The 25381-nt window shown below is 38.9% G+C and carries 28 protein-coding genes; 1 reads left to right on the top strand and 27 read right to left on the bottom strand.

Features of this window, described 5'->3' with window-relative positions; genetic code table 11:
- Positions 1-461: 461 nt before the first annotated feature.
- The 9 genes from panD to G6R02_RS08405 are packed head-to-tail and all read right to left on the bottom strand — an operon-like array spanning position 462 to position 7491.
- On the bottom strand, positions 462-845 hold the full coding sequence (gene panD / locus G6R02_RS08445) for an aspartate 1-decarboxylase (protein WP_164668784.1): 384 nt from the start codon (positions 843-845) through the stop codon (positions 462-464).
- Positions 846-856: 11 nt separating this feature from the next.
- Positions 857-1726, bottom strand: coding sequence for a pantoate--beta-alanine ligase (gene panC, locus G6R02_RS08440; RefSeq protein WP_164668783.1), 870 nt, complete (start codon positions 1724-1726; stop codon positions 857-859).
- Between the two features lie 16 nt (positions 1727-1742).
- Complete coding sequence (gene panB, locus G6R02_RS08435) at positions 1743-2570, bottom strand: 3-methyl-2-oxobutanoate hydroxymethyltransferase (protein ID WP_164668782.1); 828 nt, start codon at positions 2568-2570, stop codon at positions 1743-1745.
- Positions 2567-3565, bottom strand: coding sequence for a biotin--[acetyl-CoA-carboxylase] ligase (locus tag G6R02_RS08430; protein WP_164668781.1), 999 nt, complete (start codon positions 3563-3565; stop codon positions 2567-2569). Before G6R02_RS08430 ends, panB begins: the two co-directional genes overlap by 4 nt.
- Positions 3541-4743 carry a CCA tRNA nucleotidyltransferase gene (locus G6R02_RS08425; RefSeq protein ID WP_164668780.1) on the bottom strand — a complete coding sequence of 401 codons (1203 nt, stop codon included), beginning with the start codon at positions 4741-4743 and terminating at the stop codon, positions 3541-3543. The genes G6R02_RS08430 and G6R02_RS08425 overlap by 25 nt, the downstream gene beginning before the upstream one ends.
- Before the next feature lie 20 nt (positions 4744-4763).
- A complete protein-coding gene (bshA, locus tag G6R02_RS08420; protein WP_164668779.1) occupies positions 4764-5891 on the bottom strand; it encodes an N-acetyl-alpha-D-glucosaminyl L-malate synthase BshA in 1128 nt (375 codons plus the stop codon).
- The gene (gene mgsA / locus G6R02_RS08415; RefSeq protein ID WP_164668778.1) at positions 5891-6310 is read right to left on the bottom strand and encodes a methylglyoxal synthase; all 420 of its coding nucleotides are present in this window, start codon (positions 6308-6310) and stop codon (positions 5891-5893) included. Before mgsA ends, bshA begins: the two co-directional genes overlap by 1 nt.
- A gap of 10 nt (positions 6311-6320) precedes the next feature.
- The gene (dapB, locus tag G6R02_RS08410) at positions 6321-7118 is read right to left on the bottom strand and encodes a 4-hydroxy-tetrahydrodipicolinate reductase (RefSeq protein ID WP_164668777.1); all 798 of its coding nucleotides are present in this window, start codon (positions 7116-7118) and stop codon (positions 6321-6323) included.
- Between the two features lie 34 nt (positions 7119-7152).
- Positions 7153-7491, bottom strand: a complete 339-nt coding sequence (locus tag G6R02_RS08405) for a nucleotide pyrophosphohydrolase (protein WP_164668776.1) — start codon at positions 7489-7491, stop codon at positions 7153-7155.
- Between the two features lie 168 nt (positions 7492-7659).
- On the opposite strand from G6R02_RS08405, the gene G6R02_RS08400 reads away from it, so the two are divergent.
- Positions 7660-8532: a YitT family protein gene (locus G6R02_RS08400; RefSeq protein WP_164668775.1), complete on the top strand. Its 873-nt coding sequence runs from the start codon at positions 7660-7662 to the stop codon at positions 8530-8532.
- 159 nt (positions 8533-8691) lie between these two features.
- On the opposite strand, the gene G6R02_RS08395 is transcribed toward G6R02_RS08400, so the two are convergent.
- The 18 genes from G6R02_RS08395 to G6R02_RS08310 all read right to left on the bottom strand — a co-directional run bounded on the left by G6R02_RS08395 (position 8692) and on the right by G6R02_RS08310 (position 25378).
- A complete protein-coding gene (locus tag G6R02_RS08395; RefSeq protein WP_164668774.1) occupies positions 8692-9378 on the bottom strand; it encodes a zinc metallopeptidase in 687 nt (228 codons plus the stop codon).
- A 67-nt stretch (positions 9379-9445) separates the two neighbouring features.
- Positions 9446-9700 carry a sporulation protein YpjB gene (locus tag G6R02_RS08390; RefSeq protein ID WP_164668773.1) on the bottom strand — a complete coding sequence of 85 codons (255 nt, stop codon included), beginning with the start codon at positions 9698-9700 and terminating at the stop codon, positions 9446-9448.
- A 66-nt stretch (positions 9701-9766) separates the two neighbouring features.
- Positions 9767-10345 (bottom strand): lipoprotein heptaprenylglyceryl N-acetyltransferase LhaT, encoded by a 579-nt coding sequence (gene lhaT / locus G6R02_RS08385; protein WP_164668772.1) that lies wholly within the window; start codon positions 10343-10345, stop codon positions 9767-9769.
- Positions 10346-10430: 85 nt separating this feature from the next.
- On the bottom strand, positions 10431-11207 hold the full coding sequence (locus G6R02_RS08380; RefSeq protein ID WP_164668771.1) for a menaquinol-cytochrome c reductase cytochrome b/c subunit: 777 nt from the start codon (positions 11205-11207) through the stop codon (positions 10431-10433).
- A gap of 19 nt (positions 11208-11226) precedes the next feature.
- Complete coding sequence (qcrB, locus tag G6R02_RS08375; RefSeq protein WP_164668770.1) at positions 11227-11901, bottom strand: menaquinol-cytochrome c reductase cytochrome b subunit; 675 nt, start codon at positions 11899-11901, stop codon at positions 11227-11229.
- 6 nt (positions 11902-11907) lie between these two features.
- A complete protein-coding gene (locus G6R02_RS08370; protein WP_164668769.1) occupies positions 11908-12423 on the bottom strand; it encodes a QcrA and Rieske domain-containing protein in 516 nt (171 codons plus the stop codon).
- Between the two features lie 158 nt (positions 12424-12581).
- Positions 12582-13049 carry a DUF2487 family protein gene (locus tag G6R02_RS08365; protein ID WP_164668768.1) on the bottom strand — a complete coding sequence of 156 codons (468 nt, stop codon included), beginning with the start codon at positions 13047-13049 and terminating at the stop codon, positions 12582-12584.
- A gap of 102 nt (positions 13050-13151) precedes the next feature.
- Positions 13152-13718: a ReoY family proteolytic degradation factor gene (locus tag G6R02_RS08360; protein ID WP_164668767.1), complete on the bottom strand. Its 567-nt coding sequence runs from the start codon at positions 13716-13718 to the stop codon at positions 13152-13154.
- Between the two features lie 30 nt (positions 13719-13748).
- Positions 13749-15014 carry a tetratricopeptide repeat protein gene (locus tag G6R02_RS08355; RefSeq protein WP_164668766.1) on the bottom strand — a complete coding sequence of 422 codons (1266 nt, stop codon included), beginning with the start codon at positions 15012-15014 and terminating at the stop codon, positions 13749-13751.
- A gap of 730 nt (positions 15015-15744) precedes the next feature.
- On the bottom strand, positions 15745-17031 hold the full coding sequence (aroA, locus tag G6R02_RS08350) for a 3-phosphoshikimate 1-carboxyvinyltransferase (RefSeq protein WP_425509029.1): 1287 nt from the start codon (positions 17029-17031) through the stop codon (positions 15745-15747).
- A gap of 27 nt (positions 17032-17058) precedes the next feature.
- A complete protein-coding gene (locus G6R02_RS08345; RefSeq protein WP_205520081.1) occupies positions 17059-18159 on the bottom strand; it encodes a prephenate dehydrogenase in 1101 nt (366 codons plus the stop codon).
- On the bottom strand, positions 18156-19265 hold the full coding sequence (gene hisC / locus G6R02_RS08340) for a histidinol-phosphate transaminase (protein ID WP_164668765.1): 1110 nt from the start codon (positions 19263-19265) through the stop codon (positions 18156-18158). Before hisC ends, G6R02_RS08345 begins: the two co-directional genes overlap by 4 nt.
- A 27-nt stretch (positions 19266-19292) precedes the next feature.
- Positions 19293-20363, bottom strand: coding sequence for a 3-dehydroquinate synthase (gene aroB / locus G6R02_RS08335; RefSeq protein WP_164668764.1), 1071 nt, complete (start codon positions 20361-20363; stop codon positions 19293-19295).
- Positions 20364-21530 carry a chorismate synthase gene (aroC, locus tag G6R02_RS08330; RefSeq protein WP_164668763.1) on the bottom strand — a complete coding sequence of 389 codons (1167 nt, stop codon included), beginning with the start codon at positions 21528-21530 and terminating at the stop codon, positions 20364-20366.
- Positions 21531-22280: 750 nt separating this feature from the next.
- Entirely contained in the window at positions 22281-23060 is a 780-nt protein-coding gene (locus G6R02_RS08325) for a CheR family methyltransferase (RefSeq protein WP_164668762.1), read from the bottom strand.
- A 77-nt stretch (positions 23061-23137) separates the two neighbouring features.
- On the bottom strand, positions 23138-23584 hold the full coding sequence (gene ndk / locus G6R02_RS08320) for a nucleoside-diphosphate kinase (RefSeq protein ID WP_164668761.1): 447 nt from the start codon (positions 23582-23584) through the stop codon (positions 23138-23140).
- Positions 23585-23662: 78 nt separating this feature from the next.
- Positions 23663-24634 (bottom strand): heptaprenyl diphosphate synthase component II, encoded by a 972-nt coding sequence (gene hepT / locus G6R02_RS08315; protein WP_164668760.1) that lies wholly within the window; start codon positions 24632-24634, stop codon positions 23663-23665.
- Between the two features lie 30 nt (positions 24635-24664).
- On the bottom strand, positions 24665-25378 hold the full coding sequence (locus tag G6R02_RS08310) for a demethylmenaquinone methyltransferase (protein WP_164668759.1): 714 nt from the start codon (positions 25376-25378) through the stop codon (positions 24665-24667).
- Positions 25379-25381: the final 3 nt, after the last annotated feature.

Here is a 25381-nt window from a genome sequence, read left to right as displayed (position 1 = left end):
CTGTCCTCCCACAGGAGTCTCAGCGTATTTCCTCCGCTAGTTCGGTGTAGGATTGACAATTTATCCTTTCGTGATGATTTTAAACCAAAGCCAGCAGCCGGAATATGCGATACTCCCCGAATAGTAAAACCACTTTTTCTTCAATGCACGAAACCAGCGTAGGAAATATACGTAGACTCCTGCGGGAAGAAAAGCCTAGGTGAGACTCCGAAGTGCCTTAGCACGAGGAGGCTCACCAGCTTCCCGCGGAAAGCGAAGTATATTTCCGGAGCGGTGTCATAGCACCCCACCTTGGTTCGCAGTTTCTGTCAATTGTGAAATGGAAATCATTCGTTAAAATGAAATAAATAACACAATCCTTTGGAAAACAGCCATTGGAAAGAGTATATCTAAAAACACACTTACAGAAAAACTCTTATCATAAAATCTGATAAGAGTTAACATTAAAAACCTAATGAACATTACATTTCAGTTAATGGTGGTTCCTGTTCAATAAGTTGCTCGATCTCATTATTTTGATTCATGATGGCAACCTTAGGCTTAAATGATGCTAACTCATCATTTGAAACAAGTGCATATGACACAATTATAACAATGTCGTCGGGTTGTACAAGTCTTGCTGCGGCACCATTTAAGCAAACAATTCCCGAACCTCGCTCTCCCGGAATCACATATGTTTCCAGTCGGGCACCATTGTTATTATTTACAATTTGTACTTTTTCGTGCGGCAAGATATCAACCTGATCAAGAATATCCTGATCAATTGTTACACTGCCTACATAATTTAAATTGGCTTCTGTTACCCAAGCACGATGCAATTTTGCTTTCATCATGGTGCGGAACATGCAACTTCCCCCTATTGTAAACTTTTAATCAATCTGCCATTTGCATCAAACAGGACATTATCAATTAACCGGGCCCTGTTAAAATGAACAGCTGCAGCCAATATTACCTGCTGTCCAACAGATTGAATTGGCTGTAATTCCGGATAGGTTAATAATTCCACATAATCAATCTTCCCGGAAGTCTTTTTACGTATTGTATCTTTAACCTCTTTTACAATATTAGCAGGATTTTTTTCTCCGTCAACAACTAAATCGCGTCCCTGAGCCAATGCCCTGGAAATCCAGACAGCTTCATTTCGTTCGTCATCTGATAAATTAACGTTTCTGCTGCTCTTGGCCAATCCGTCATGTTCACGAACAGTTGGTAATGCAATCAATTCAATTGGAAAATTCAAGTCAGTTATCAGGGCATCAACTACTGCAACCTGCTGTGCATCCTTTAATCCGAAATATGTTTTATCAGGGCGAACAATATTATATAATTTCGTTAAGACGGTAACAACTCCATCAAAATGACCAGGACGAGAGCGGCCGCATAATACATTCACTCGTTCCTCAATTACCATTGTTATCGCCATTTTTACACGATACATTTCGTTTACATCGGGCAAAAATAGAATATCAGTTCCAGCTTCATCAGCAAGTTTAACATCCTTTTCCTCATCACGGGGATACTGATCATAATCCTCGTTGGGACCAAACTGCAGCGGATTGACAAAAATACTGGTAACCACTACATCATTATCTTTTGCAGCCTCTTTTATTAATGCAAGATGACCTTCATGAAAATAGCCCATTGTTGCTACAAAGCCGATATCGTTTTCCCGACCTATCATTATCATTTTTTGCTGCATTTCACTTACTGAACGGATAATCTGCATCGTTATCTCTACCCTCTTAATCGTTTGGTAAAAGTTCCTTATTTTTAATATGAAATGAATGTTCATCCAGCGGAAAGGATTTGTTTTTAACATCAGTAATGTATTTCTCCAATGCTTCTTTCCCAACTTTGTTGAAATCCGTATAAGCTTTAACGAATTTCGGCAATCGATCCACTCCATACATTAAAATATCATGGTAGACAAGAACCTGACCATCACAATCAATACCTGCACCTATTCCGATCGTTGGAATGGAAATAGCGTTTGTGACGATTGCGGCAAGTTCTTTCGGTACGCATTCCAATACCAGTGAAACAGCACCACTTTTGGCGAGTTGTTTTGCATCGTGGAGCAGTTTCTCACCGGCTTCTTTATCTTTGCCCTGTACTTTATAGCCGCCCAATACGTTGACCGTCTGCGGAGTTAATCCTAAATGAGCAACAACAGGTATTCCGGCATCTGTTAATCGTCTAACAAGTTCCAGTATTTCTTCCGATGCCCCTTCCACTTTGAGAGCCTGTGCACCTGTCTGTTGGAAAATATCCCGGGCAGTTCGCAATGATTCCTCCAGTGAAACTTGATAAGACATAAACGGCATATCAACCACCACAAATGTATTGCCCGCACCACGCTTGACAGCTTTGGCATGATGAACCATATCATCTACAGTAACTTTTACTGTGGAATCATACCCAAGCACAACCATCCCCAATGAATCACCAACCAGGATCATATCTACACCAGCCGCTTCAGCGTGCTTTGCAGAAGGATAGTCATATGCAGTAATCATCGATATTTTCTTATCCTCTTCCTTCATTTTTTGAAAATCCAGTCTACTTTTCATACTTGCTCCCCTCCCTTTGTAAACCATTCAATTTCCCCTGAATATAGTTTTTTGATCCCGTCTTCACTCGTCTCTGTTAGTAATGCACCATCCTCTGCAATTCCCAGAAATTTTGCTTCCCATTCTTTATGTAATGTCCTGATTTTAATTTGTTCCCCGATTCTGTAGCCGTAGTTTTCCCATTTGTGTTTTACTTCCGGGAAACCATTTTTCATGAACGAATCATAACGTTTTTCATATGTCAGTAATATATGCTGGATAAGGTCCCTGATTTTCCATCTAACCCCTGACTCCAAACATAAAGAAGTCGCTTTATTATTAATATCTTTCTGGAAATCTCCTGCTGCATGATTTACATTTATCCCGATTCCAATTACAACATACGTAATCTGATCCTGCTCAGCCTGCAGTTCCGTAAGAATACCTGCCGTTTTTCGGTGACTAATTAAAATATCGTTTGGCCACTTTATCCTGGGATTTAAATCTGTATGTTCAGTTATAGCATCTGCCAGAACCGTCGCTGACAGTAATGTTAATTGGGACGCCATAACCGGTGGAAGATTCGGTCTGAGTATAATGCTCATCCATATACCTTTGTTTTTTGTGGAATACCACTGGCGCTCCATTCTTCCTTTCCCTTTTGTTTGTTCATCAGCTATGATCACTGTTCCATGCTCTGCACCTTCATTGGCAGCCTGATGGGCGATTTGCTGAGTACTTGTTGTTGACGATTTATGTATAACTTTTTTACCAAGCCAGTCCGTTTTCAACCCCCATTGAATTGTATTTACGCTGACCTTATCGGGTGAGTTGACAATCCGATATCCTTTCCGGGAAACTCCTTCAATTTGATACCCGTCTTTTTCAAGCTCTTTCATATGTTTCCATATTGCACTGCGGGAAATATTCAATTTCTCAGATAATGACTGCCCGGAAACGAATTGATCATTACTGGTCTCCAGCAGTTCGATTAATCTGTTACGTGTTGATTCCATTTTATCCATTCCTTCAGATCGTTTTTACTGTTTGCTATTTTGCCGATAACAACTTCCATTTCAATTGCATGTAATGTATTCCGAATCCATGGACCACTTGTTATCTCAGGAAACATTTCACGCACATCATTTCCGTTTATTGCAAGGTCCTTTTTTGACTTGATCGGAACTCTTATGTCTATTGAATTTATTTGTTCCATCGTTACTTTATCCGGAAATAAAATATCAGTTAATACGCTGAATTCCTCATAGTATGCGGATGGTAAGCTATAAACAAGCCAACGGTCCACTCCGTTATTTTTATAGTAGGCTAGTGCATCATATAAGCTTAGAGCTCCATACTTAATTTTATTTGAGCATTTCCATTCCTTCACCCAATAATGAATACTGATTGCCGGATCCAAATAGTGAAAAAATGCAATAACTGAACTGAATGATTGTAAAGGTTTCATTTTATTTGGAAAAAGTTTAATGATATATGGATATTCTATCATAACAGGAAGATACTTATATACTTCTGTATTTATTAAGTAAGAAATACCATTGTTAACATGATTTCCTGCGAATAATTTGGTGATTTCGGCACATGTCCGCTCAACCGCAAGATGTTCCGTCTCACTTTTAACCAATTTCATGTCTGATAATGTTTCATTGCTTATGGAAAACCCGAGTTGACTTGAAAAACGAAGTGCACGTATGACGCGTAAAGGATCTTCCATAAATCGGTCATATCCGTTGCCGACAGTCCGTATTACTTTTTCCTCAATATCTTTTTTTCCATCAAATAAATCGATAAGCTTTCCTTTTTTGTCCATTGCAAGTGCATTAATGGTGAAATCACGTCGTTTCAAATCCTGATCAATCGTTTGAACAAACTTTACAGTATCCGGGTGCCGCTGGTCAGAATAATCGCCATCAACCCGGAAAGTAGTGACCTCATACGATTGATGACGATGCCGTACGATGACTGTTCCATGCTCCAATCCAACCGGGATAACCTTATTGAATATCTGCTGAATGACACTCGGTGGCGCGGACGTTGCTATATCGATATCACCTATTTCACGGTTAAGCAACAGGTCCCTTATACAACCGCCAACAAAATAGGCTTCATAATCATGTTTTTCAATATAGTCCAATATTTCTTTTGCTTCCATAAAAGGATCGGTCAATAACATAGGAATCACCATTATTACTTTTAATTTTTGTTCATAATATCATCGTACAGCTTAATATATTGGTGAACAATATCCAATGAATAAAAATTATTTCTGGCATGTGCCAGTGCTTTACTGGAGAAGCGTTCCAATAGTGAATCATCTCCTAGCAATTGAATCGCATATTCCGCTGCCTGTTCAGTATCTCCGGGTTCAACTATGTAGCCGGTCTCATTATGATTTATTACTTCGGGAATTCCGCCAATATTTGTCCCAATACATGGAACCTCACAGGACATCGCCTCCAGTAACGCCAATCCGAAACTTTCCTTTTCAGACATTAACAATTTCAAATCGGATATTGACAGCAGATCACTGACGTTTTTTTGTTTTCCTAAAAACAACACCTTATCTGTGATCCCCAAATTCTCGACCAGCTGATACGCCTCAGAGTATTCCGGGCCATCCCCTATCAAAAGTAATTTTGCTTTGATTTTATCCTGGATTTTATAGAAGGTATGTATAATGTCATTTACACGTTTCACTTTTCGAAAATTGGAAATATGGATAACTACCCTTTCATCAGGAGCGATACCATATTGTTGTCTGATTTCCGGCAAATCTTTTTTAGTATACTCTTCTTCATTAACAAAATTGTAGACAACATTAATATCTTTATTTACATGAAGCATTTCCCTTGTTTGTTTTACCAGACTATTTGAGACAGCAGTTACGGCGTCGGATTTCTCAATGCCGTGTCTGATCATTTTCTTCAGGGAACGATCTATCCCAAGAACAGTAATATCTGTCCCATGCAACGTGGTAACGATTTTTACATCATGTTCGGCAATGTCTTTGGCCAAGATAGCACAGATGGCATGTGGCATCGCATAATGGACATGAAGAATATCGAGTTTTTCCTGATCGATAACTTCAGCCATTTTATTGGCAAGGGCAAGGTCAAATGGTGGATATTGAAAAACAGGATAGTGACTGACCTCCACCTCATGAAAGTAAATATTTGTATGAACCCGATTTAACCGGAAAGGCAGACTGGAGGTAATAAAGTGAATCTCATGACCTTGTTCTGCCATCATTTTTCCGAGTTCTGTCGCAATAATTCCGGATCCGCCAATTGTTGGATAACATGTAACACCGATTTTTTTCATCAGTCTGTTCCCTCTTGTCCGCTCTGTTTTACTATCTCTCGCCAGTCGAAGTCACCTCTTGCCAATGCACGGATTACAATTTCTGCAGCAGCAAGATTCGTTGCCAATGGAATTAAATGAACATCGCAAAGCCGCATAAGTGCACTTACATCAGGTTCATGCGGCTGAGCGGTTAACGGATCTCTGAAAAAAATGACAACATCCATTTCGTTGTTGGCAATTTTTGCCCCTATTTGCTGATCGCCGCCAATCGGCCCGGATTGAAATCGATGAATGCTAAGCCCGGTTTGTTCCGTTATTTGTTTTCCAGTTGTTCCCGTTGCAAATAAGTGGTGATCTTTTAGCACATGCTTATAGGCATTACTGAAATTGATAATATCCTGTTTCTTTTTATCGTGTGCAATTAATGCGATCTTCATCGAATCCCACCTATTCAAGTATATTTTCCAATCCATATACTAATCTTTTTAACTGCATAACTTTGATTACGGATAGCTTTATCCCATCCATAAATGATCCGCGATTATAAGAATCATGTTTCACTGTTAATGTTTGACCAGGACCGCCAAAAAGAACTTCCTGATGAGCAACAAGACCCGGCAATCGTACACTGTGGATTCTGATTCCATCTGTTTCTGCACCCCTTGCACCTTTTAACGTTTCTTTCTCATCTGGATGCCCCTGTCTTTTACTTTCTCTTGTTTCTCTGATCAGGTCGGCAGTTTTAACTGCTGATCCTGAAGGGGCGTCCAATTTTTGGTCATGGTGTTTTTCAATTATTTCAACATCAGGCAGATATTTTGCAGCTGTTTTTGCAAATTGCATCATTAATACAGCACCTACAGCAAAGTTTGGAGCAATAATACAACCAATGTTATTCGTGATTGCCGTATCAGCTAAGGCGTTTATTTGGTCAGAAGTAAATCCTGATGTTCCAACAACCGGTCGAATATTATACAACAATGCCAGTTTCGTATGCTCAAAACCTGCTTCTGCAACAGTTAAGTCGATAAAAACATCTGCATCCACTTCCTGGAAGCATTGTTCAGGATCTTCATAAATTGGTACATCCAGATCCGGAAGCCCGTCAAGATCTTTCATGATTTTTCCGTTATTTTTGCGGTCAAGACAAGCAACCAAATCAAATGATTGTTCATTGTTGACCATCTGAACTGCTTCCGAACCCATTTTACCCCGTGGTCCTGCGATAATTATGTTTATACTCATGATTAGTGCCTCCTATGTTGATAAACTGTGTCGTTTATTCTTTACGTGTCCAGCGGTTTTTGTCCCTTGTCTCAATTTTGCTGATTGATCGTTCAAATGCTTCCGATAAATCGATATCAAGTGAATTTGCAAAACAGGTTAGAACAAAGATGATATCTCCTAGTTCCTCTTCAACAGTTTTATCCGTCTCGATAGATTTTTTTGGTTTTTCTCCATAGAAATGATTCACTTCACGTGCTAATTCTCCAGTTTCTTCGGTTAATCTTGCCATAAGACTTAGAGGAGAAAAGTATCCTTCTTTAAATTGAGAGATATATTCATCTACACGTTGTTGAATTTCAGTTGTATTATATATTGGTTTTTCTTCTGACATAATAAATGCTCCTCTATTTGTTAATCTCTTTTAATGGTAGCTAAATAGCCTTAATTTGACAAATTATTTATCTGAACCGTTTTGTATTGATTGTAGTGCATGCGTTAATTGTCTATAATAATAAAAGTGTCATTTTGCAACGCAGATGTAAGATTGGAGGATTTATAAATGATATTTGGACTAAAGATTAAAAACATTATCTTTATTTTGCTGGGGTCTGCTATTTTTTCTTTTGGTATCGTTCACTTTAATATGCAAAATAATCTTGGTGAAGGCGGATTTACTGGTATAACATTACTTTTCTATTTCTTATGGGAATGGGACCCTGCTATTACAAACATTATTCTGAATGTCCCAGTATTTTTTATTGGATGGAAATTTCTAGGCCGAAACACTTTTTTATATACGATTATCGGAACTGTTGCAGTATCAATATTTTTATATGTATTTCAAATAAATCCCTTCCCCACATATTTACAATCGGATATGACACTTGCTGCTTTATTTGCTGGTGTGTTCATCGGCGTCGGACTGGGGATCATTTTCCGGTATGGCGGCACTACAGGCGGTGTTGATATCATTGCACGACTTGTCCATAAGTATGTTGGTTGGAGCATGGGTAAAACAATGTTCCTTTTTGATTTTATTGTTATCACAACCTCCGTGATTACCTTTTTGGAATGGGTAGAAGGTATGTATACCCTAGTTGCTGTCTACATCGGTGCCAGAGTGATTGATTTCATTCAGGAAGGTGCTTATTCCGCACGTGGAGCGACAATCATTTCCGGTCATAGTGATGTCATAGCTGAAAAAATAATTAAAGATATGGATCGCGGTGTAACTGTATTAAACGGTAAAGGCAGTTTCACTGGTGAAAAACGCGATGTTCTGTATTGTATCGTTGGAAGAAATGAGATCGTAAGGTTAAAAAATTTAATAAATGCAATCGATCCACATGCATTTGTCGCAGTTAGCTCTGTCCATGACGTTGTCGGTGAAGGTTTTACATTGGATGAAAATAAAAATCCAATTGAAGATTAAAACACTTCTCACTACTATTATCGTTTGCGAAAGATAAAAAGTGGCATTCTATTTTAATATAATCAATGCCACTTTTTTGCACTGGGAAACGATTATAGCATTGAAGAGAGATATCCAAAACAGTAAAAGGGATGACATCCTTCATGTCATCCCTTTTGTTTATTCGTTGCTTGCAGCATAGATTAAAATAAATCTTACCAATTCAGCTACGGCTACCAGAGCGGCAGCTACATAGGTTAGAGCTGCAGCATTCAAAACTTTTTTCGTTTCACGTTCTTCATTATTTCGGATAACACCTGTTGAGACCAACTGTCCCATTGCTCTGTTCGAGGCGTCAAATTCAACAGGTAATGTAATCAACTGGAACAGTACTGCTGCGGAAAAGAAAATAATCCCAAGTAGCAGCATATTTGTCATTCCAAAAAAGATACCAGCCAAAATAAAGAAGAATGAAATATTTGAGCCCTTTGCAGCAACAGGAGCAAGTGCGGATCTGAAACGCAGAAATGCATAATCCTGTGCATCCTGGATTGCATGTCCTACTTCGTGAGCTGCAATAGCTGAAGCGGCCATTGATTGACCATGGTAATTTCCTTTTGACAATCTAACAACTTTTTTACGTGGGTCATAGTGATCGGATAAAATCCCTTTTGTTTCCTGAATATCCACATCGTATATACCGTTATCATCAAGGATTTTACGGGCAACCTCTGCACCGGTCATATGTGATGATATTGCTTTTTTGGAATATTTTTTATACGTACTTTTTACTTTTGATTGTGCCCAAATAGGTATTATCAATAACAAAGCAATGTATATTATATATCCACCGAGACCAGCTAGCATGTTCATTCCTCCATCGTTATTTAAGTAAATACCATATGGTCAATTATAGTCAAAAACTGATATTTAGTCAACTGTTTGAATCTTTGTTAATTTGTTTCTTTTTTTCACCTTTATATTTTCTCCAGCTCACATAAGTTAATGTAATGGCGATGCATCCACCAACAATTGCCACCATCCAGTAAAAGGGTGCCATTTCAGTATTTGTCTTAGCTCCGATAAGTAATGATTGTCCTTCAGCATGGGTTTTTACAGGTATTATCAATAAAATGTAAATCCCTATGATCAAAATAATCATGTGTTTACCAACGGAAGAAAAGTTCATAGAGATCACCTCACATAACATCTTCTTCAACTAATGTATGTGCGGTGATTGCAATATATAACAGGTTTACGTTAATGAATTAGCAGGTTTAATTGTTAGTTTATAAGCTATGAATATCGATAAAATACTAAGCCAAAACGTAAAATAACCGATTTCATTCATATATACGGTTAGAGAAGAATACGCCGGCATCATTTCAAATATATAATCAATTATATCATTATGCAGTGTCCAGACTGCGGCAAAAACGATATGCCGCAGTTTTATGGCGTAAAATGGAGCATATAATAATCCCTGAATTGCCATTGCTCCGTGTGAAAACATTAACATGTATCCGGTCCAGCTCAGAGTACCCTCAACATATAACGTTAATAAATTCATGACTACTGCCCAAATACCATATTTAAACAATGTAATAATAGCCAGTGCCTCTATGTATGGGGTGTTTTTGTTAAAAATAAAAAACAGTAAAAACACAGTGAAAAATAAACTTGCAGTCGGGCTGTCCGGAACAAACAGTAAAAATATATCAGGTGTTTCCGCAAGCTGGAAGCGATACCAGTAATAACCATAAGCAGTTCCAAATAAATTAATAACGAATAATAAAATTAAAACCCGTTTATCCAGAAGTATGTATTTAATCATCTATAATCCCTCTTCATCAAACACATTAATGTTAAAAGACACCTTCACCGACGTTTGGCAAAGGTGTCCTCATATTAAACATGTACTATTTTGCTTTTTCGTTGACTGAAACAATAAAGTCAACTAATTTCTGCAATTCCTCATCAGATCCTGTAAATTGGTCCGGTGGCATTGAACCAACACCTTCACGGGCAATCTTGGCAATTTCATCAGCTGATCGATCAATTCCGGTTAATGGAGGTCCTGCCCCCCCTGATAAATCTTCACCATGACAACTCATGCAATTATTCTCATAGATTGCATACCCGGGATCTTCCTTGTTAATTTCGACCTTTTCAGATGGATGAACTGGTTTATTGGCTTCAGCACGCTGCTCCCAGTTAACAGCTGATGATGATTCCCATGTCAGCCAAATTACAGAAGCCAATCCCAATAACATCATACCAACCGCAATTGGCCGTTGATGTGGTCGTCTTCCTGGTCCATTGTCAAGAAATGGAGCCAATAGCAACCCACCAAATGCAAGTCCTGGGATTATCAAAATACCAAATAAAACATATGGTCCACTCGCAAAGTCATATTTTAAAAGTTCATATAAGAACAGAAAGTACCAGTCCGGCAGTGGTATATATGATGCGTTAGTCGGATCAGCCATTCCCTCCAGTGGAGATGGATGTGCAAGTGTTAAGCATAAAAATCCAACTAAAAATACAGATCCGGCCAACCACTCTTTTAATAAGAAGTTGGGCCAAAATGCTTCTGTTCTGCCAGGATATTCAGAGTAATCTTTTGGTATGTTTGGTTTGCGTTCGGCGGAAATACGTGAGTCACCGACGAACTTCATTCCTTTACCCTTATGCACGGCTTAACCTCCTTTTATTTTATAGTGGTCCGGAAATTCCCTGTTTACGAATTAACAAGAAGTGCACTGCCATTAAACCGAATAATGCGGCAGGTAAAAAGAATACGTGGATTGCAAAGAATCTTGCAAGCGTCTGGGCGCCAACAATTTCCTCGTCACCAGCGAGTAATGTTTTTATTTCATCACCTACAAACGGTACCTGTTCCGCGATTTCAAGTCCAACCTGTGTTGCAAAATAAGCCTTATTATCCCAAGGCAATAGATAACCTGTGAAACCAAGACCAAGCATGGTGAAGAATAAAAGAACACCAACAATCCAGTTTAGTTCACGTGGTTTTTTATAAGCACCCTGGAAAAATACGCGCAATGTATGTAGTAATAACATTACAATAACAACACTGGCACCCCAGTGATGCATGCCGCGAACAATCTGACCATGCGCGACTTCAGTTTGCAGATAGTAAACAGATCTCCAAGCGTTCTCAATATCCGGAACATAATACATCGTCAGGAACATACCTGACAAAATCTGAATAACTACTACGAAAAATGTCAATCCTCCAAAACAATAAACAAAAGCTGAAAAATGATGGGCAGGATTAACATGTTCAGGTACTTCATGATCGGCAATATCGCGCCATAAAGGCGTAATATCTACGCGTTCATCAATCCAATCATATATCTTCTGTAGCATATACTGTTACGCCTCCCCTTGTGGATGTGCTTTACCAAGGAACAACATCCCATTTTTCACTTTGTGTTCATATACATCCAAAGCTGCTGTTGGTGGTGTATTTGGAACGTTCTCACCGCTCTTATAATAGCGTCCACCATGACATGGGCAGAAAAATTCGTTTGGATAATCATCGCTACCTTCCCATGAAACAACACAGCCTAAATGCTTACAAATTGGGGAAAGTGCTACGATATCACCATTATCATCTTTATATACCCATGCAGATTTACCAACTTTGGATTCATACCAGCCATCAACCTGATTGATTTCCCAATCCACTCGTTGTGGCTCATTTGTAATATCATCTGCAGACAAACCAACATTTGCCAAGTCTCCAGCAGCTGACTCTTTCTGCAAAACGGGATCAATTGCCATTCTGAGTGGCGATACCATCAAACCTGCTGCCATGAAACCGCCAACACCTGTAAGGGTATAGTTTAAAAACTGACGACGGGATACTTGCTTCTTGTCTTCACTCATGATTTTCCCCCCTCTATACATTTTTCACGGACAATTTAAATTTAATCAGATTACTAGGACATTACCATAATAGCGCAAACTGTTTGTCCGGTCAATATATAATCATTATTGTAACAAAAGTTTCGTAAAATGGATGAGAAAAGGGTTAATTATGTAGATTAATCTTTATCGCTCCAGTAGGATTTTATAAGCTCACTTACTTGTTCAACCTGACTGCGGATTACCGGTCGTAAGTCATTTGTCTGCGAAGCATTTCCGGCTCCGGGAAGCCATAATAATGTACCTTTTAGTAATTGCTCACTTTTTTTCCATGAAGAATCAAACGTAACATGGAAAATGTAAGTAAATGGCTGTTTTTCAATCTCATCAACCCATGAATTGATTCGCTCGATTTCCTCATCTTTACTGGCAGATTTAATGTAATTATACACTGGGGTCAGCATCACCCTCCCCGTAAGTTCCTTTTCCAGCTCGTGTGTAAAGGCATCTAATACCTCGCGCTGAAAAGCGTCTTTTACATATTCTGTGTCTTTCGATAAGTGAAATGGCAACAGCGGAACAATAATAGTATCAACATACTCTTTAGCCTGTATGTATTCCTGTAAATCTTTATTATTCCATTTCATAGTATACTTCCTGCCTTTCTATCTATTCTTTAACAATCGGAAAAAATTATGACCATTATTTAAATCTTATCTTATTTAAATAAAAAAAATCAACCTATTGCCTCAGCTGTTAGGTTGATACGATTGCCTATATTCAAGTTTATGTAATTCTTTCGCAAGTTTTTGAAAGGCTTGTCGGTCCCTTTCATCCAAGGCAAGGTCTATTTTTTCCTGCAATATATTTCTATGGTACTCATAAATCATTTTATCCAAAAGCTGCTTCGCCAGTTCCTGATCCTTTTGTGTGATGAAATACTCATCCGGAATAAATGGATTTTCAACTAAAACCGCTGCATAATAGATATTCTGGTTAGCATTTTTAAAATTCAATTGAATATATAACGGTTCATGCTGATTCATACGGATATCATGAAATGACTTTTCTGCATCAGTAGTTACCAATTGATTTTTATAAAAACGAAAAGGAACCTCTTCAGAACAATGACTTGTTATAACGATTCCTCTTGGACAAAATTTTGCTTCGCGGACAAAATGGACGTTTGATAATATCTTTTTGTGATTGACCAAGTAATTTAAAATCCAGACACTTTCACGCTTTTTTAATTGATAATTGTTTAAAAACCATTTAATAAAGCTTTTTTTATCCTGTACGGAAATAGGAGTTTGCATTCGTATGTTTAACCTCCCTAAGCAACATAATTAATTTTCTGTTGTCTGCTTTAACCGTATAACAAAATCCTCAACGTCGGCATCTAATGGCTGAAGCTTCAAATATTCTTCAAATACAGGAATTGCTGTGTCCATCCTCCCTTCTTCAGTTAGAAAATATCCATATTCTTTAAGGAAATCACTATCCTGGTTTAGGCTATTATATGCTTCCATATAGTGTTTTAATGCATTATCATATGATTCGATTTCATTATATGCGCGTGCAAGCTCCCATTCATACAGTGGATCACTCGCACCTAACTCTTTGATCTCATTAATTAATTCAACAATGCTTTCATGGTTATTTTGATTTTTAAACAGCTCAATTAAAAATAAAATTGCTTCTTTATAGTCAGGGTCAAGCGCGATTGCCTCACGCACCCATTTTTCACTTTCAGTATCTTCATTCAGCTGATGTGAAAGCGTTCCGGCAAAAAAGTAAAGCTCCTTATTAAATTCGTCAACTTCTATACCTTTTTTGGCGGTACTATAAGCTTCGTTTATCATTTCTTCATCCTCATACGCCTTGGCCAACTGATAGTAGGCAGAATGATAATACTTGTCAAGTTCGATTACCTGCTCCCAGGCTTTTATTGCAATATCTGTGCGGCCAGCATGAAGTGCAGTGAAGCCGTATTTAAATAATGTATCCGGATCTTCGCTATCTATTTCCTGAAAAATACTCAAAGCACGTTCGTATTCCCCGGATGCCGCATATGCTTCTGCCAGTCTGTCATTTATTGAAACATTTGCAATTTCATTCGTTACAGGCAAGATTTTTTCATAGTATGTGATGGCATGTCTGTACGAACCAGTGGAAAACAACAGCTCTCCAAGTGCAAAATCAATAATCGGTTCATTTGGTTCATACTGTTTGGCTGTCAGCAGCTTTTGTTCCGCAACCTCAAACAGTCCCTGCGCCTGATATAAATCCGCTAATTGAATCAATGTTTGGACATAGGCCGGGTCATCCTCTTCAATTTCATTCAATAACTCAATAGCTTCTTCATCCTTCTCCAACTCAGTGTAAACCTCGGCAAGCATTATCTTGATTTCACCTTCATTAGGATACTTTTGCAGTAATTCGTGCAGTACCTCACCAGCCTCTTTTAAGAACCCCCATTGGATATACAATTCAGCTATCGTATATTTTTCTTCATCATCAGCTTTAGGTAAATATTTATCTAATTTTGAAATTGCTTTTTCTGCTTGTTTACTTTCCATTAAATGAACGGCTTCCATGATTTCGGTGTCCACAATGAACATCCTTTCTACATAACTATCTGGTGAATTTCATCATACATAAAAGTGCATATTTGTTCAAATGAAAAAGAATCTGCCCGATACAGATTCTGCTAATTAACGAATTGAATTATTTAATTAGATTCGTAATTTTTTTACTTTCAAACCGCGAAGCAGATATAAAATGCGCATTAACCGCCGCGAATGATCTCCGCTGCGGGCAGTCGCTTTCCGCGGGCAACGCTTCAGCCTCCTCGGAAGAAAACCACTTCCTGCGGGGTCTTCAGCCGTTGGGACTGCGATTACTCGCCCCACCGAAAACCTTTTGCTTTTCCCGCAGGAGTCGACTGCCCTCCGCTCCAATCATACGCTGTTGTTATGTGCTAATCTAAAGGTTGTCTTAGGCTTATGATAACAGCAATTGAAACGTTATTCATCTAACCCAGCGGAGGAAATACACGGAGACTCCTATGGGAGCAGAGGCCTAGGAGGCTGTCCGACGAAGTGAAATTGTCGTATTTTTATTCGAAATACGGCGGAATATACATTGATTATTCAGTGTAAGTGCATATATATTCACAAAAATTATTCCATCGGACAGACTCCTAGATGAGACTCCGCAGCGACGAAGGAGCAAGGAGGCTCATCAGCCGCCCACGGAAAGCGAAGTGTATTTCCGGAGCGGTGGTCTAACACTCATCTAAAGTTACAGCGCATTATATATCTTTTGTGTATCAAACAGCATTTAATTACAAATTGACTCGAGGTCACGGAAAAAATTTGGATATGAGATGGCAACTGAAGAAACATCATCTATTGTAACATCATCATTTGCAATCAGTGAGGCAACCGCATGCATCATTGCAATTCGGTGATCATTGTACGAAGAAACAAAGCCACCATTTAACTGATTGGCACCGTGTATTATCATTCCATCTTCTGTTGGTTCAATATTTGCACCTAATTGGGTAAGGCCGGCAGCTACTGCATCAATGCGATCGGTTTCTTTTAATCTCAGTTCAGCAGCATCACGAATAACTGTTTTGCCTTCAGCCTGTGTAGCAATTAAGGCAATAATTGGCAGCTCATCAATTAAACGTGGAATGATATCTCCTTCAATTACAGTTCCTCTTAGATTTTGATGTTTGATTGTAATATCACCAATTGTCTCACCGCTGACTGTTTGCTTGTTGGAAATAGTAATGGAAGCTCCCATATCTGTTAACACATCAATGATTCCGGTTCGGGTTTCATTGAGTCCTACATTAATTAAGGTTACATTACTTTCCGGAACGATTGCTGCAGCTGCAATGAAAAATGCTGCAGAAGAGATGTCCCCTGGCACGTGAACATCTGTCGCCTTCAGTTGCCCATTATTAATATTTATTTGATTTCCTTGTCTGGTTATATTTGCTCCGAAAGCTTCCAGCATATTTTCCGAATGATTCCTTGTTGCGGCTGGTTCAATAATTTCAGTTATCCCATCAGCAAATAACCCGGCAAATAATAAAGCAGATTTAACCTGGGCACTTTTCACCGGAATTGTGTACTGCATTCCTTTAAGTTCCCCGCCATTAATAGCCAACGGTAAATAATTGCCATTATTGCGGCCATTGAAAGATGCTCCCATTTCTTTTAAAGGAACGACTACCCTGTCCATGGGGCGTTTTGTCAACGAAGCATCGCCGTGTGCAACAGTGAAAAAAGGCAGTCCTGCCAACACGCCAAGCATTAATCTGGCGGTTGTCCCCGAGTTGCCAAAATAGATGGGTTCAGTCGGTTCATTAAATTTCGAATAACCATTACTATGAATATGCAGTGTTGATCCCTCTTCTCCAATCTCTACACCCAATAATCTGAATGCGGCAACAGTTCGCAAACAATCCTCGCCATTTAAAAAGTTAGTTATTTTTGTCGTTCCTTCAGCAAGTGAGCCGAGGATAACCGCCCTATGTGAAATAGACTTATCTCCGGGAATTGTCAGTTCCCCGGTTAAGGAACGCAAACTTGGTGTTAACTTCATATTTTTCAACACTATTCACTTCCTTTGCCATGACCATTATTTTTCAAGCATTACTTCATAGCCAACTTTATGTAAAATCTGATAACTTTTCTGCTGTGCCTCTTTTGTTGAAACAGTTAATCGTAGCACACCAGTAATCCCTTGCCGAATTTCCAATATTTCTATGTTCGTAATGCTTATATCCTCTTCAGCTAAAACATTAGCGACGGAAGCAATTGCACCGGTCTGGTCCCGGATGTCCACATACAAATCAAAGAATGACGGTATGGCACCTTTCTTCGCTGTTCCCAGGCCATCACGATAATCCTTCGCCTGTTTAAGGTATTTAATTATTTCGGACTTACTGTTTTGTTCAATTAATTGTTTAATATCCGTCATCTCATTTATCCAGTCCTGAAGTAACTGGGACATTTTCCCCCGATTGTGGAAAAAAATATCCTGCCACAGTTCAGGATTACTCGATGCAATTCTGGTGACGTCCCGAAAGCCACCGGCAGCAAGCTTCGGAATGTAAGTATGCGTATCTCCCCATTTTATTGCCTGGTGAACAAGCGAAGATGCAATCAAATGAGGGAAATGGGAAATTACCCCGGTCATTTCATCGTGTTCACTTGCCTGAAGTGTAATAAAATTACTTTTTGTCGCTTTCAGTACTTCTTTTATTGCACTAATAGAAGTGTCCGAACAAGTTTCAGATGGAGTAAGTACATAAATAGCATTTTCAAACAAATGTGCCTTTGAGGCCTGTATACCCTTTTTATGAGACCCGGCCATTGGATGTCCGCCAATAAAAGTAATATGTTCATTTGATATTTCATTAGCTGCATCGATAATTGGCTTCTTAACGGATGAAACATCAGTTACAATAACTTCATGGTCGAATGGGATTTGATTTAACTTTTTAATAAAGAAAAGCGTTTCGGTTATTGGTGTTGCCAGAATAATAATGTCGGCTTGTTGTGCTGATTCCGTAAAATCTGTGCTTGATTCATCAATGATTTCATTCATATGTGCAAAATCAAGGGTGTGCTGGTCCACATCATAGCCAATTATATGTTTTTCATTAGATTTAGCAATACTTCTGGCTAATGAACCCCCAATCAGTCCTAATCCGATTATAAAAATTGTTCTTTTCACGATTTCAATGTCCCCTTAGTTAATTCCAAATGAAATTGATGCAATAATTCCTGCAATTGCTTCATGTCTTCCTCTTTACCTATTGTTACACGAATCGTCCTAGGACTTGCAATTCCTTCACCCGAGCGCACGATAAATCCATTCTTTAATAAATATTGAAACACTTCATCCCCGCTGACAGGAGTCGAAATCAGCAGAAAATTTGTTTGGGAGTCGTAGTAATGCCATCCGATAGAGTCAAGAAATGTTTCAAATGATTGTTTTACAGATCTGTTTCTGGATGCTGTATCTGCAATAAAATCATCATCATTCAATGCAATTAGTGCAGCTTTTTGTGCAAAGGAAGAAGTGTTAAATGGTCCTCTTACAACATCCAGCTTTTCAATCAGCTCTTTGTTTGCTATACCATAACCGATGCGTAACCCAGCCAACCCATAAGCTTTGGAAAATGTGCGCAGAATCAATAAATTTTCATAATTTGACAGCTGATCAATTGCATTCAAGTCCATATCCTTGTCAGCATACTCATAGTAAGCTTGGTCCAAAACTACAAGGACTCGTTCAGGGCACTTTTCCATAAAAGCCATAAACTTATCCCGTGGTATAACACTTCCTGTTGGATTGTTAGGCGAGCATAGCCAAACCACATTGGTATGCTCATCGATTGCATCAAGCATTCCCTGTAAATCATGATATCCATTTAATGTCGGAACTTCTTTGATGGCAGCCCCTTCTACTAAAGCATTATGCTTATATTGCGGAAATGTTGGGGAAGGCATAACTGTATTAACTCCCGGATATAGAAAAGCACGAGCAACCATTTGGACAACTTCATCTGTCCCGCTCCCAAAAACAAGCTGATTTTCAGTAATTTTTAATTTGGTTGCGAGTGCACTTCTTAATTCTGCGGTATATCCATCCGGGTAAATATCGAACGAAGGAAATTGTTTTGAAAAATAATCATCAAGCTTTTTTGAGTAACCAAATGGATTTTCATTTGATGCCAGTTTCACAATTCGCTCCAACCCATATTCTTCCATTACATCTTTAATTTGCATTCCTTGTTTGTATGGAGTTAATTCATTCAAAATCTGTTTACTATCCATCTATTACCCACCTGTCCTTTATTAATTTCAATTTGCTAATCGATTAATAAATGAATCCAAATAAATTAAAAGATCTGCATCATTAACTTCAACGATTTCCGGTTTTGCAATTTTCGATAGAAGAATCATCTGAATGTTGGTATCAACTGTCTTTTTATCCAATTTCATTTTATTTAGTATATGATGTGTATTTATAGCTGGAAGCTCTATTGGGTAGTTGTTGTCTTTAAGCCATTTACTAAGTTGTTTATATGGGAGCTTAACTTTGAAGTATTGTTCGCTGACATGCATGGCAAATAATAATCCAATTGCAACTGCTTCCCCATGTGTTCGGTCTCCATATCCTAATAATGCTTCCAAGGCATGGCCCATGGTGTGTCCTAAATTAAGATACTTTCGTATTCCTGCTTCCTTTTCATCAGACTCCACGATTGTTGCTTTTATTGCTATTCCCTTATTTATATGGTCAGACATTGCCAGCATAGTAAGCGTGGACAAATCAGAATCCAATATACTGTTAAAAAAATCTGCATCTGCAAGCAATGCTTCCTTGACAAGTTCTGCATAACCTGACCTGATTTCCTTTTTGTCTAAAGTCTGAAGTGTTTCCACATCAAAGACAACAGCGGACGGTGAATAAAAGTTGCCAATCATGTTCTTTCCCTGTTCATGATTTATCGCGACTTTTCCGCCGACACTGCTGTCATGGGCAAGGATCGTTGTCGGCATCTGAATAAAATCAATCCCGCGCATATAAGTTGCTGCAACAAAGCCTGCCACATCCCCAACAACACCGCCGCCAAGTGCAATAATAAGTGATTCACGATCCAGGCCATATTGCAATGCATCCGTGTGAAGCTGATAAAACGTATCAATGTTTTTCGTTTTTTCACCATGTGGAATTACTGACGAAATAACATTTGAATTGGATAGACTACTTTTAACATCTTCCAAATAATAATTTGCTACTATTTCATCAGTTACAATGAATACAGATGTATATTTTTTAGGTAAAAACTGTTCCAGCTCATTCCGGAGTTTTTCACCTACGTAAACATTGTATATATTAGAGGATGATACCACTTTAGTGACTTTCATTTAAAAGCTCCTTATTTCTTCGCGATATGCTTTAATTGCTTCTTGTAATTTCGGGAACTGGTCATTTGGAAATTGTTCCGTAATTGCTTTAGCAAGTTCAAAGGCAACTACATGTTCCATCACAACGGAAGCAGCAGGTACCGCACAGGAATCCGATCTTTCAATACTGGCGGTAAAAGTCTCTTTTGTTTCGATATCAACACTTTTTAGTGGTTTATACAGTGTGGGGATTGGTTTCATTACCCCTTTGACAACGATAGGCATACCGGTTGTCATTCCCCCTTCAAATCCACCAAGGCGGTTGGTTTTTCGATAATACCCTTTATCATCATCCCAGGCAATCTCGTCATGTACCTGACTGCCATTTTTCCGCGCCGCCTCAAATCCAAGTCCAAACTCAACCCCTTTAAAGGCGTTAATACTGACTACACCCCCGGCAATTCTACTGTCCAGCTTCCGGTCATAGTGTACATAGGAACCTATACCGGCTGGCATTCCCTCAACATATACCTCGACAACACCACCGATTGAATCACCATCTTTTTTGGCTTGGTCAATTGCATCCATCATTTGCTGCTCAACATCTTTATCCAATGTACGGACAGGTGATTCCTCGGAAACAGTTTTTCGTTCATCCATTGTTAATTCAGAATTTTCTTTGGCCACAATTCCGGCAATTTCCTTAACATATCCAGAAACTTCTATTCCTAAATGTTTAAGAAGCGTTTTGGCTACTGACCCTGCAGCAACCCTTGCAGCGGTTTCACGTGCTGATGAACGTTCCAGAACATTCCTCATGTCACGATGTCCATACTTTAATGCACCGTTTAAATCCGCATGACCTGGTCTGGGACGGGAAATTGTCCGTCTGATTTTTTTATCTTCCTCAAATGGGTCTTCTCCCATAATATCCACCCAATGTTTAAAATCGTTATTATGTATGACGAGTGAAATGGGTGACCCCAGTGTATAACCGTGACGGATGCCACTTGTTATCTCCACAAGGTCCTTTTCTATTTGCATTCTTTTTCCACGTCCATGACCTTTTTGCCTGCGAAGCAATGATTCATTAATATCATCCTTAACAAGCGGCATATTTGATGGAATTCCCTCAATAATTGTTGTTAACTGTTTACCGTGTGATTCACCTGCTGTTAAATACCGCATGAAACAACCTCCTTGTCAGGAATTTTGTATAACTATATCATATCTCATTTTATTTTTGTTGTATTTAATAAAAAAATATTGAAAAAATAAGGTGGTTTATGAAAGTTTATTACTTTTGGCACAAAATCTATATAATGCGCAGTAACTTTTTTTAATTATGGAGTGCTATATCACCGCTGCGGAAATACACTACGCTTTCCGTGGGCGGCTGATGAGCCCCCTTCGTGCTGGCGCACTCAGTGGTCTCACCTAGGCCTCTGCTCCCGTAAGAAGGAAGGCCGACTAAAACCGGCCTCGTCGGCCAACGTCGGCATACCCCTGATGCAGGGGCATGTATTTCCTCCGCTGGGTTAGATGAATAACGTTTCAATTGCTGTTATCATAAGCCTAAGACAACCTTTAGATTAGCACATAACAACAGCGTATGATTGGAGCGGAGGGCAGTCGACTCCTGCTGGGAAAGCAAAAGGTTTTCGGTGGGGCGAGTAATCGCAGTCCCAACGGCTGAAGACCCCGCAGAGTGGTTTTCGCAACGGAGGCTGAAGCGTTGCCCGCGGCTAAGAAGACACTGCGAAAACGTACTTTTTGAGCAGATGTCGCCCTGGTATCCGGAGGTGTAAAAGAGACTGCCCGGAGCGGAAATCAAACGCGGCGGTCACTGCGCATTTTATATCAACTATGTGGTTAAAAAACTTAATTTACGAAAACAGCCAAATAATAAAAATACGCTTGTTCTGGTGACAAACGTACTTATACAATATCCTTCTTATAAAAAAATGTATCTGCGAGTGATAAGTTGTATTTGTTTGGACTGAATATTTGCTCGGTACTGCCAACAAACAATACACCATTATGCCTTAAAGACTTGGAAAAATGATGGTATATTCGATCCTTTGCCTGATCGGTAAAATAGATCAGCACATTGCGGCATAAAATTAAGTCAACTGCCTTTGGATATTTATCTGCAAGTAAATTATGTTTTCTGAAACGGACATGCCTCTTAATCTCATTACTTAAATGATATAAGCCTTGTCCATAAGTAAAATATTTATGTTTTAATATTTCTGGCAGCTCTTTAAGTGATTGTTCCGTATATACACCCAGTTTAGCCTTTTCGAGTACATTTTCATCAATATCTGTTGCTAAAACCTGAAATTCGGCATTCGGAAGATGATGTTTAATCAACAGGGCAATGCTGTATGGTTCTTCACCTGCAGAGCATGCTGCACTCCAAATAAAAAGCTTCTCCCTTTTATTGACTAATTCAGGAAGAATAGCATTTTTTAATACTTCCCACCTTTTTGGATTACGGTAGAATTCAGACACGTTAATCGTTATCCGATCCAAAAACTCCTTAAGAAGTATGTCATTGCTAATAATCTCGGAAAAGTAATGATTAAAGCTGGGGTAGCCGCGTTTATTTCGTAATGAAGTTAGTCGGCGCTTCATCTGCGCTTCCTTGTACAGCGTTAAATCAATCCCCAATTTTCGCTTAATATTCGTGACGAATTCCAAATACTCCTCAGACATCCCCATTACGCCTCTTTTCGTTCCCTTTTGAACAACCTCTTTTAAGAAAGCCTCCGATAAATCGGAGGCTCAGCAGCTTAGTAAATCCAGGAAGTATCCTGTTTTGAATAAGACAAAATGTCATTGTTATCAAAAAATAAATTGATTTCTCTTTCTGCACTTTCAGGTGAATCAGATCCATGGATTACGTTCTTTCCAACAGTCATGCCGTAGTCGCCACGAATTGTTCCTGCTGCAGCCTCAAGTGGGTTTGTCTTACCCATCATGTCGCGGGCAGTTGCAATAACATTTTCACCTTCCCACACCATAGCAAATACTGGTCCGGAAGTAATAAACTCCACTAATTCACCAAAAAATGGTCTTTCTTTATGTTCACCATAATGATTCTCTGAAAGGTCATTGGAAATTTGCATAAGCTTAGCACCAACTAATTTAAATCCTTTTCTTTCAAAACGGTTTACAATTTCTCCTACAAGATTACGTTGAACACCGTCTGGTTTTACCATTAAAAATGTTTTTTCCATTGTTTACACCTCTTTTAGTATGTATTGTAGTTCCAACCGATAAAATTTTAACAGACTTTTATCAAAATAACAATCCAATCATGAACGTCTTTTACCGATATATTTAGCTATACTCTGCAACGTTTGCTTCGGCTTATTATTGGGAATCGAATCCAATGACCGCAAAGCTTTTTCCAGGTAATGATCACTTACTTTATATGACGCTTCAATTGCATTTGTCTGTATCAATTGTTCAATTAAGTGATTCATTTCTTCTTTGGAAACATTATCAGGATCGGCAAAAGTTTTTCGTAATAATTGGTTAAACTGTTCCTCTTTCATGGCAAACAGCACTGGCAATGTAATATTTCCTTGCAGAAGATCATTCCCGGCCGGTTTACCAAGTTCGCTCTCGGAGGCAGTAAAATCAAGAATATCATCGATAATCTGATAGGACATCCCAATGTAATATCCGTATTCAAACAGCCTTTCAGCATCCCTTTCCGGAACATCAGTGGCAATTGCACCTAATTTACAGCTGGTTGCAATCAGCAAAGCAGTTTTTCTTTTGATTCTTCGTAAATAATTACGCAAATTCTGATCCCAATTATATTTATCTTTAATTTGCTCAATTTCACCTAAAGTTAACTGAACCATTGTATTAGAGAGTACACGATGAGCAGATGGTTTTGTCAGCGTTGTTATATGTTCAAGGGCACTGGCCAATATGTAATCACCTGTGTACATAGCAACCCTGTTTCCATACAATTGTTTAATGGTTGGTTTGCCTCTCCGCAATTCAGCGTCATCAATTACATCGTCGTGGACCAATGACGCCATATGTATTAATTCAAGTGAGACCGCCACTTTTTTGATTCGATCAATATCATAGTTCCCGAATTGTCCGCTTAACAAAACAAAAACAGGGCGAATTCGCTTCCCCCCAGCCTGCAGCAATTGAGTCGATGCTTCCCGCAAAATAGCATGGTCTGCCTGAATAGCGTCATTTAAGGCGTCTTCAATTATATCCAATTCTTTTTTTAAATGTCCGTATGTTTTCGTTAATTTCATGCAAGTCACCTTTTACCCTGAATTCCTGTTTTATTGTGATTGTTTTGTGGCCATATGCATGGCGGCAACTCCACCGGTATAGCTCTTTATTTGAACATGCGAAAAGCCTGCAGACAGAAACATCTGTCTCAGTTCATTTTTATCCGGGAAACTTTTTGCTGAGTCATGCAGCCACGCATATTCTTTGTAACTCCTTGCGAACAACCGGCCTAATAAAGGCATAATAAAGCGAAAATAAAAATAGTACCCCTGCCGAAATCCGATCATTGTTGGCTGGGATGTCTCAAGACATACTACTTTTCCACCGGGCTTTACTACACGGTACATTTCTTTTAACACATTCATGTAATCAGGCACATTGCGCAAACCAAATCCAATTGTTACATAGTCGAAGGAATTCTCTTCAAATGGCAGTTTCATTGCATTACCTTGCATGAATTGAAGTTGATTGTAGTTTAGGGTTTCATTTTTTTGTTCAGCTACAGATAGCATATTGCGGCTAAAATCAAGGCCGACAACTTCACCGCTGCTTCCAACTTCTTCTGCGAGAGCGATAGACCAATCTCCGGTACCACAGCATACGTCAAGCGCCCTTGAACCGCTGGTAACATTCATACGTTTCATCACATCTTTCCGCCATGCCTTATGCCGTTGAAAAGAGATTATCGAGTTCATGGAGTCATAATTGTCATAGATTTTTTCAAAAACGTGATGAACACGTTCCTCTTTAGATCGTTGATGCATGCT

The organism is Virgibacillus doumboii (genome assembly GCF_902806455.1).
In the GTDB taxonomy this organism is placed as follows: Bacteria; Bacillota; Bacilli; order Bacillales; family Amphibacillaceae; genus Lentibacillus; species Lentibacillus doumboii.
This window is presented reverse-complemented; position numbering and strand designations above follow the sequence as displayed.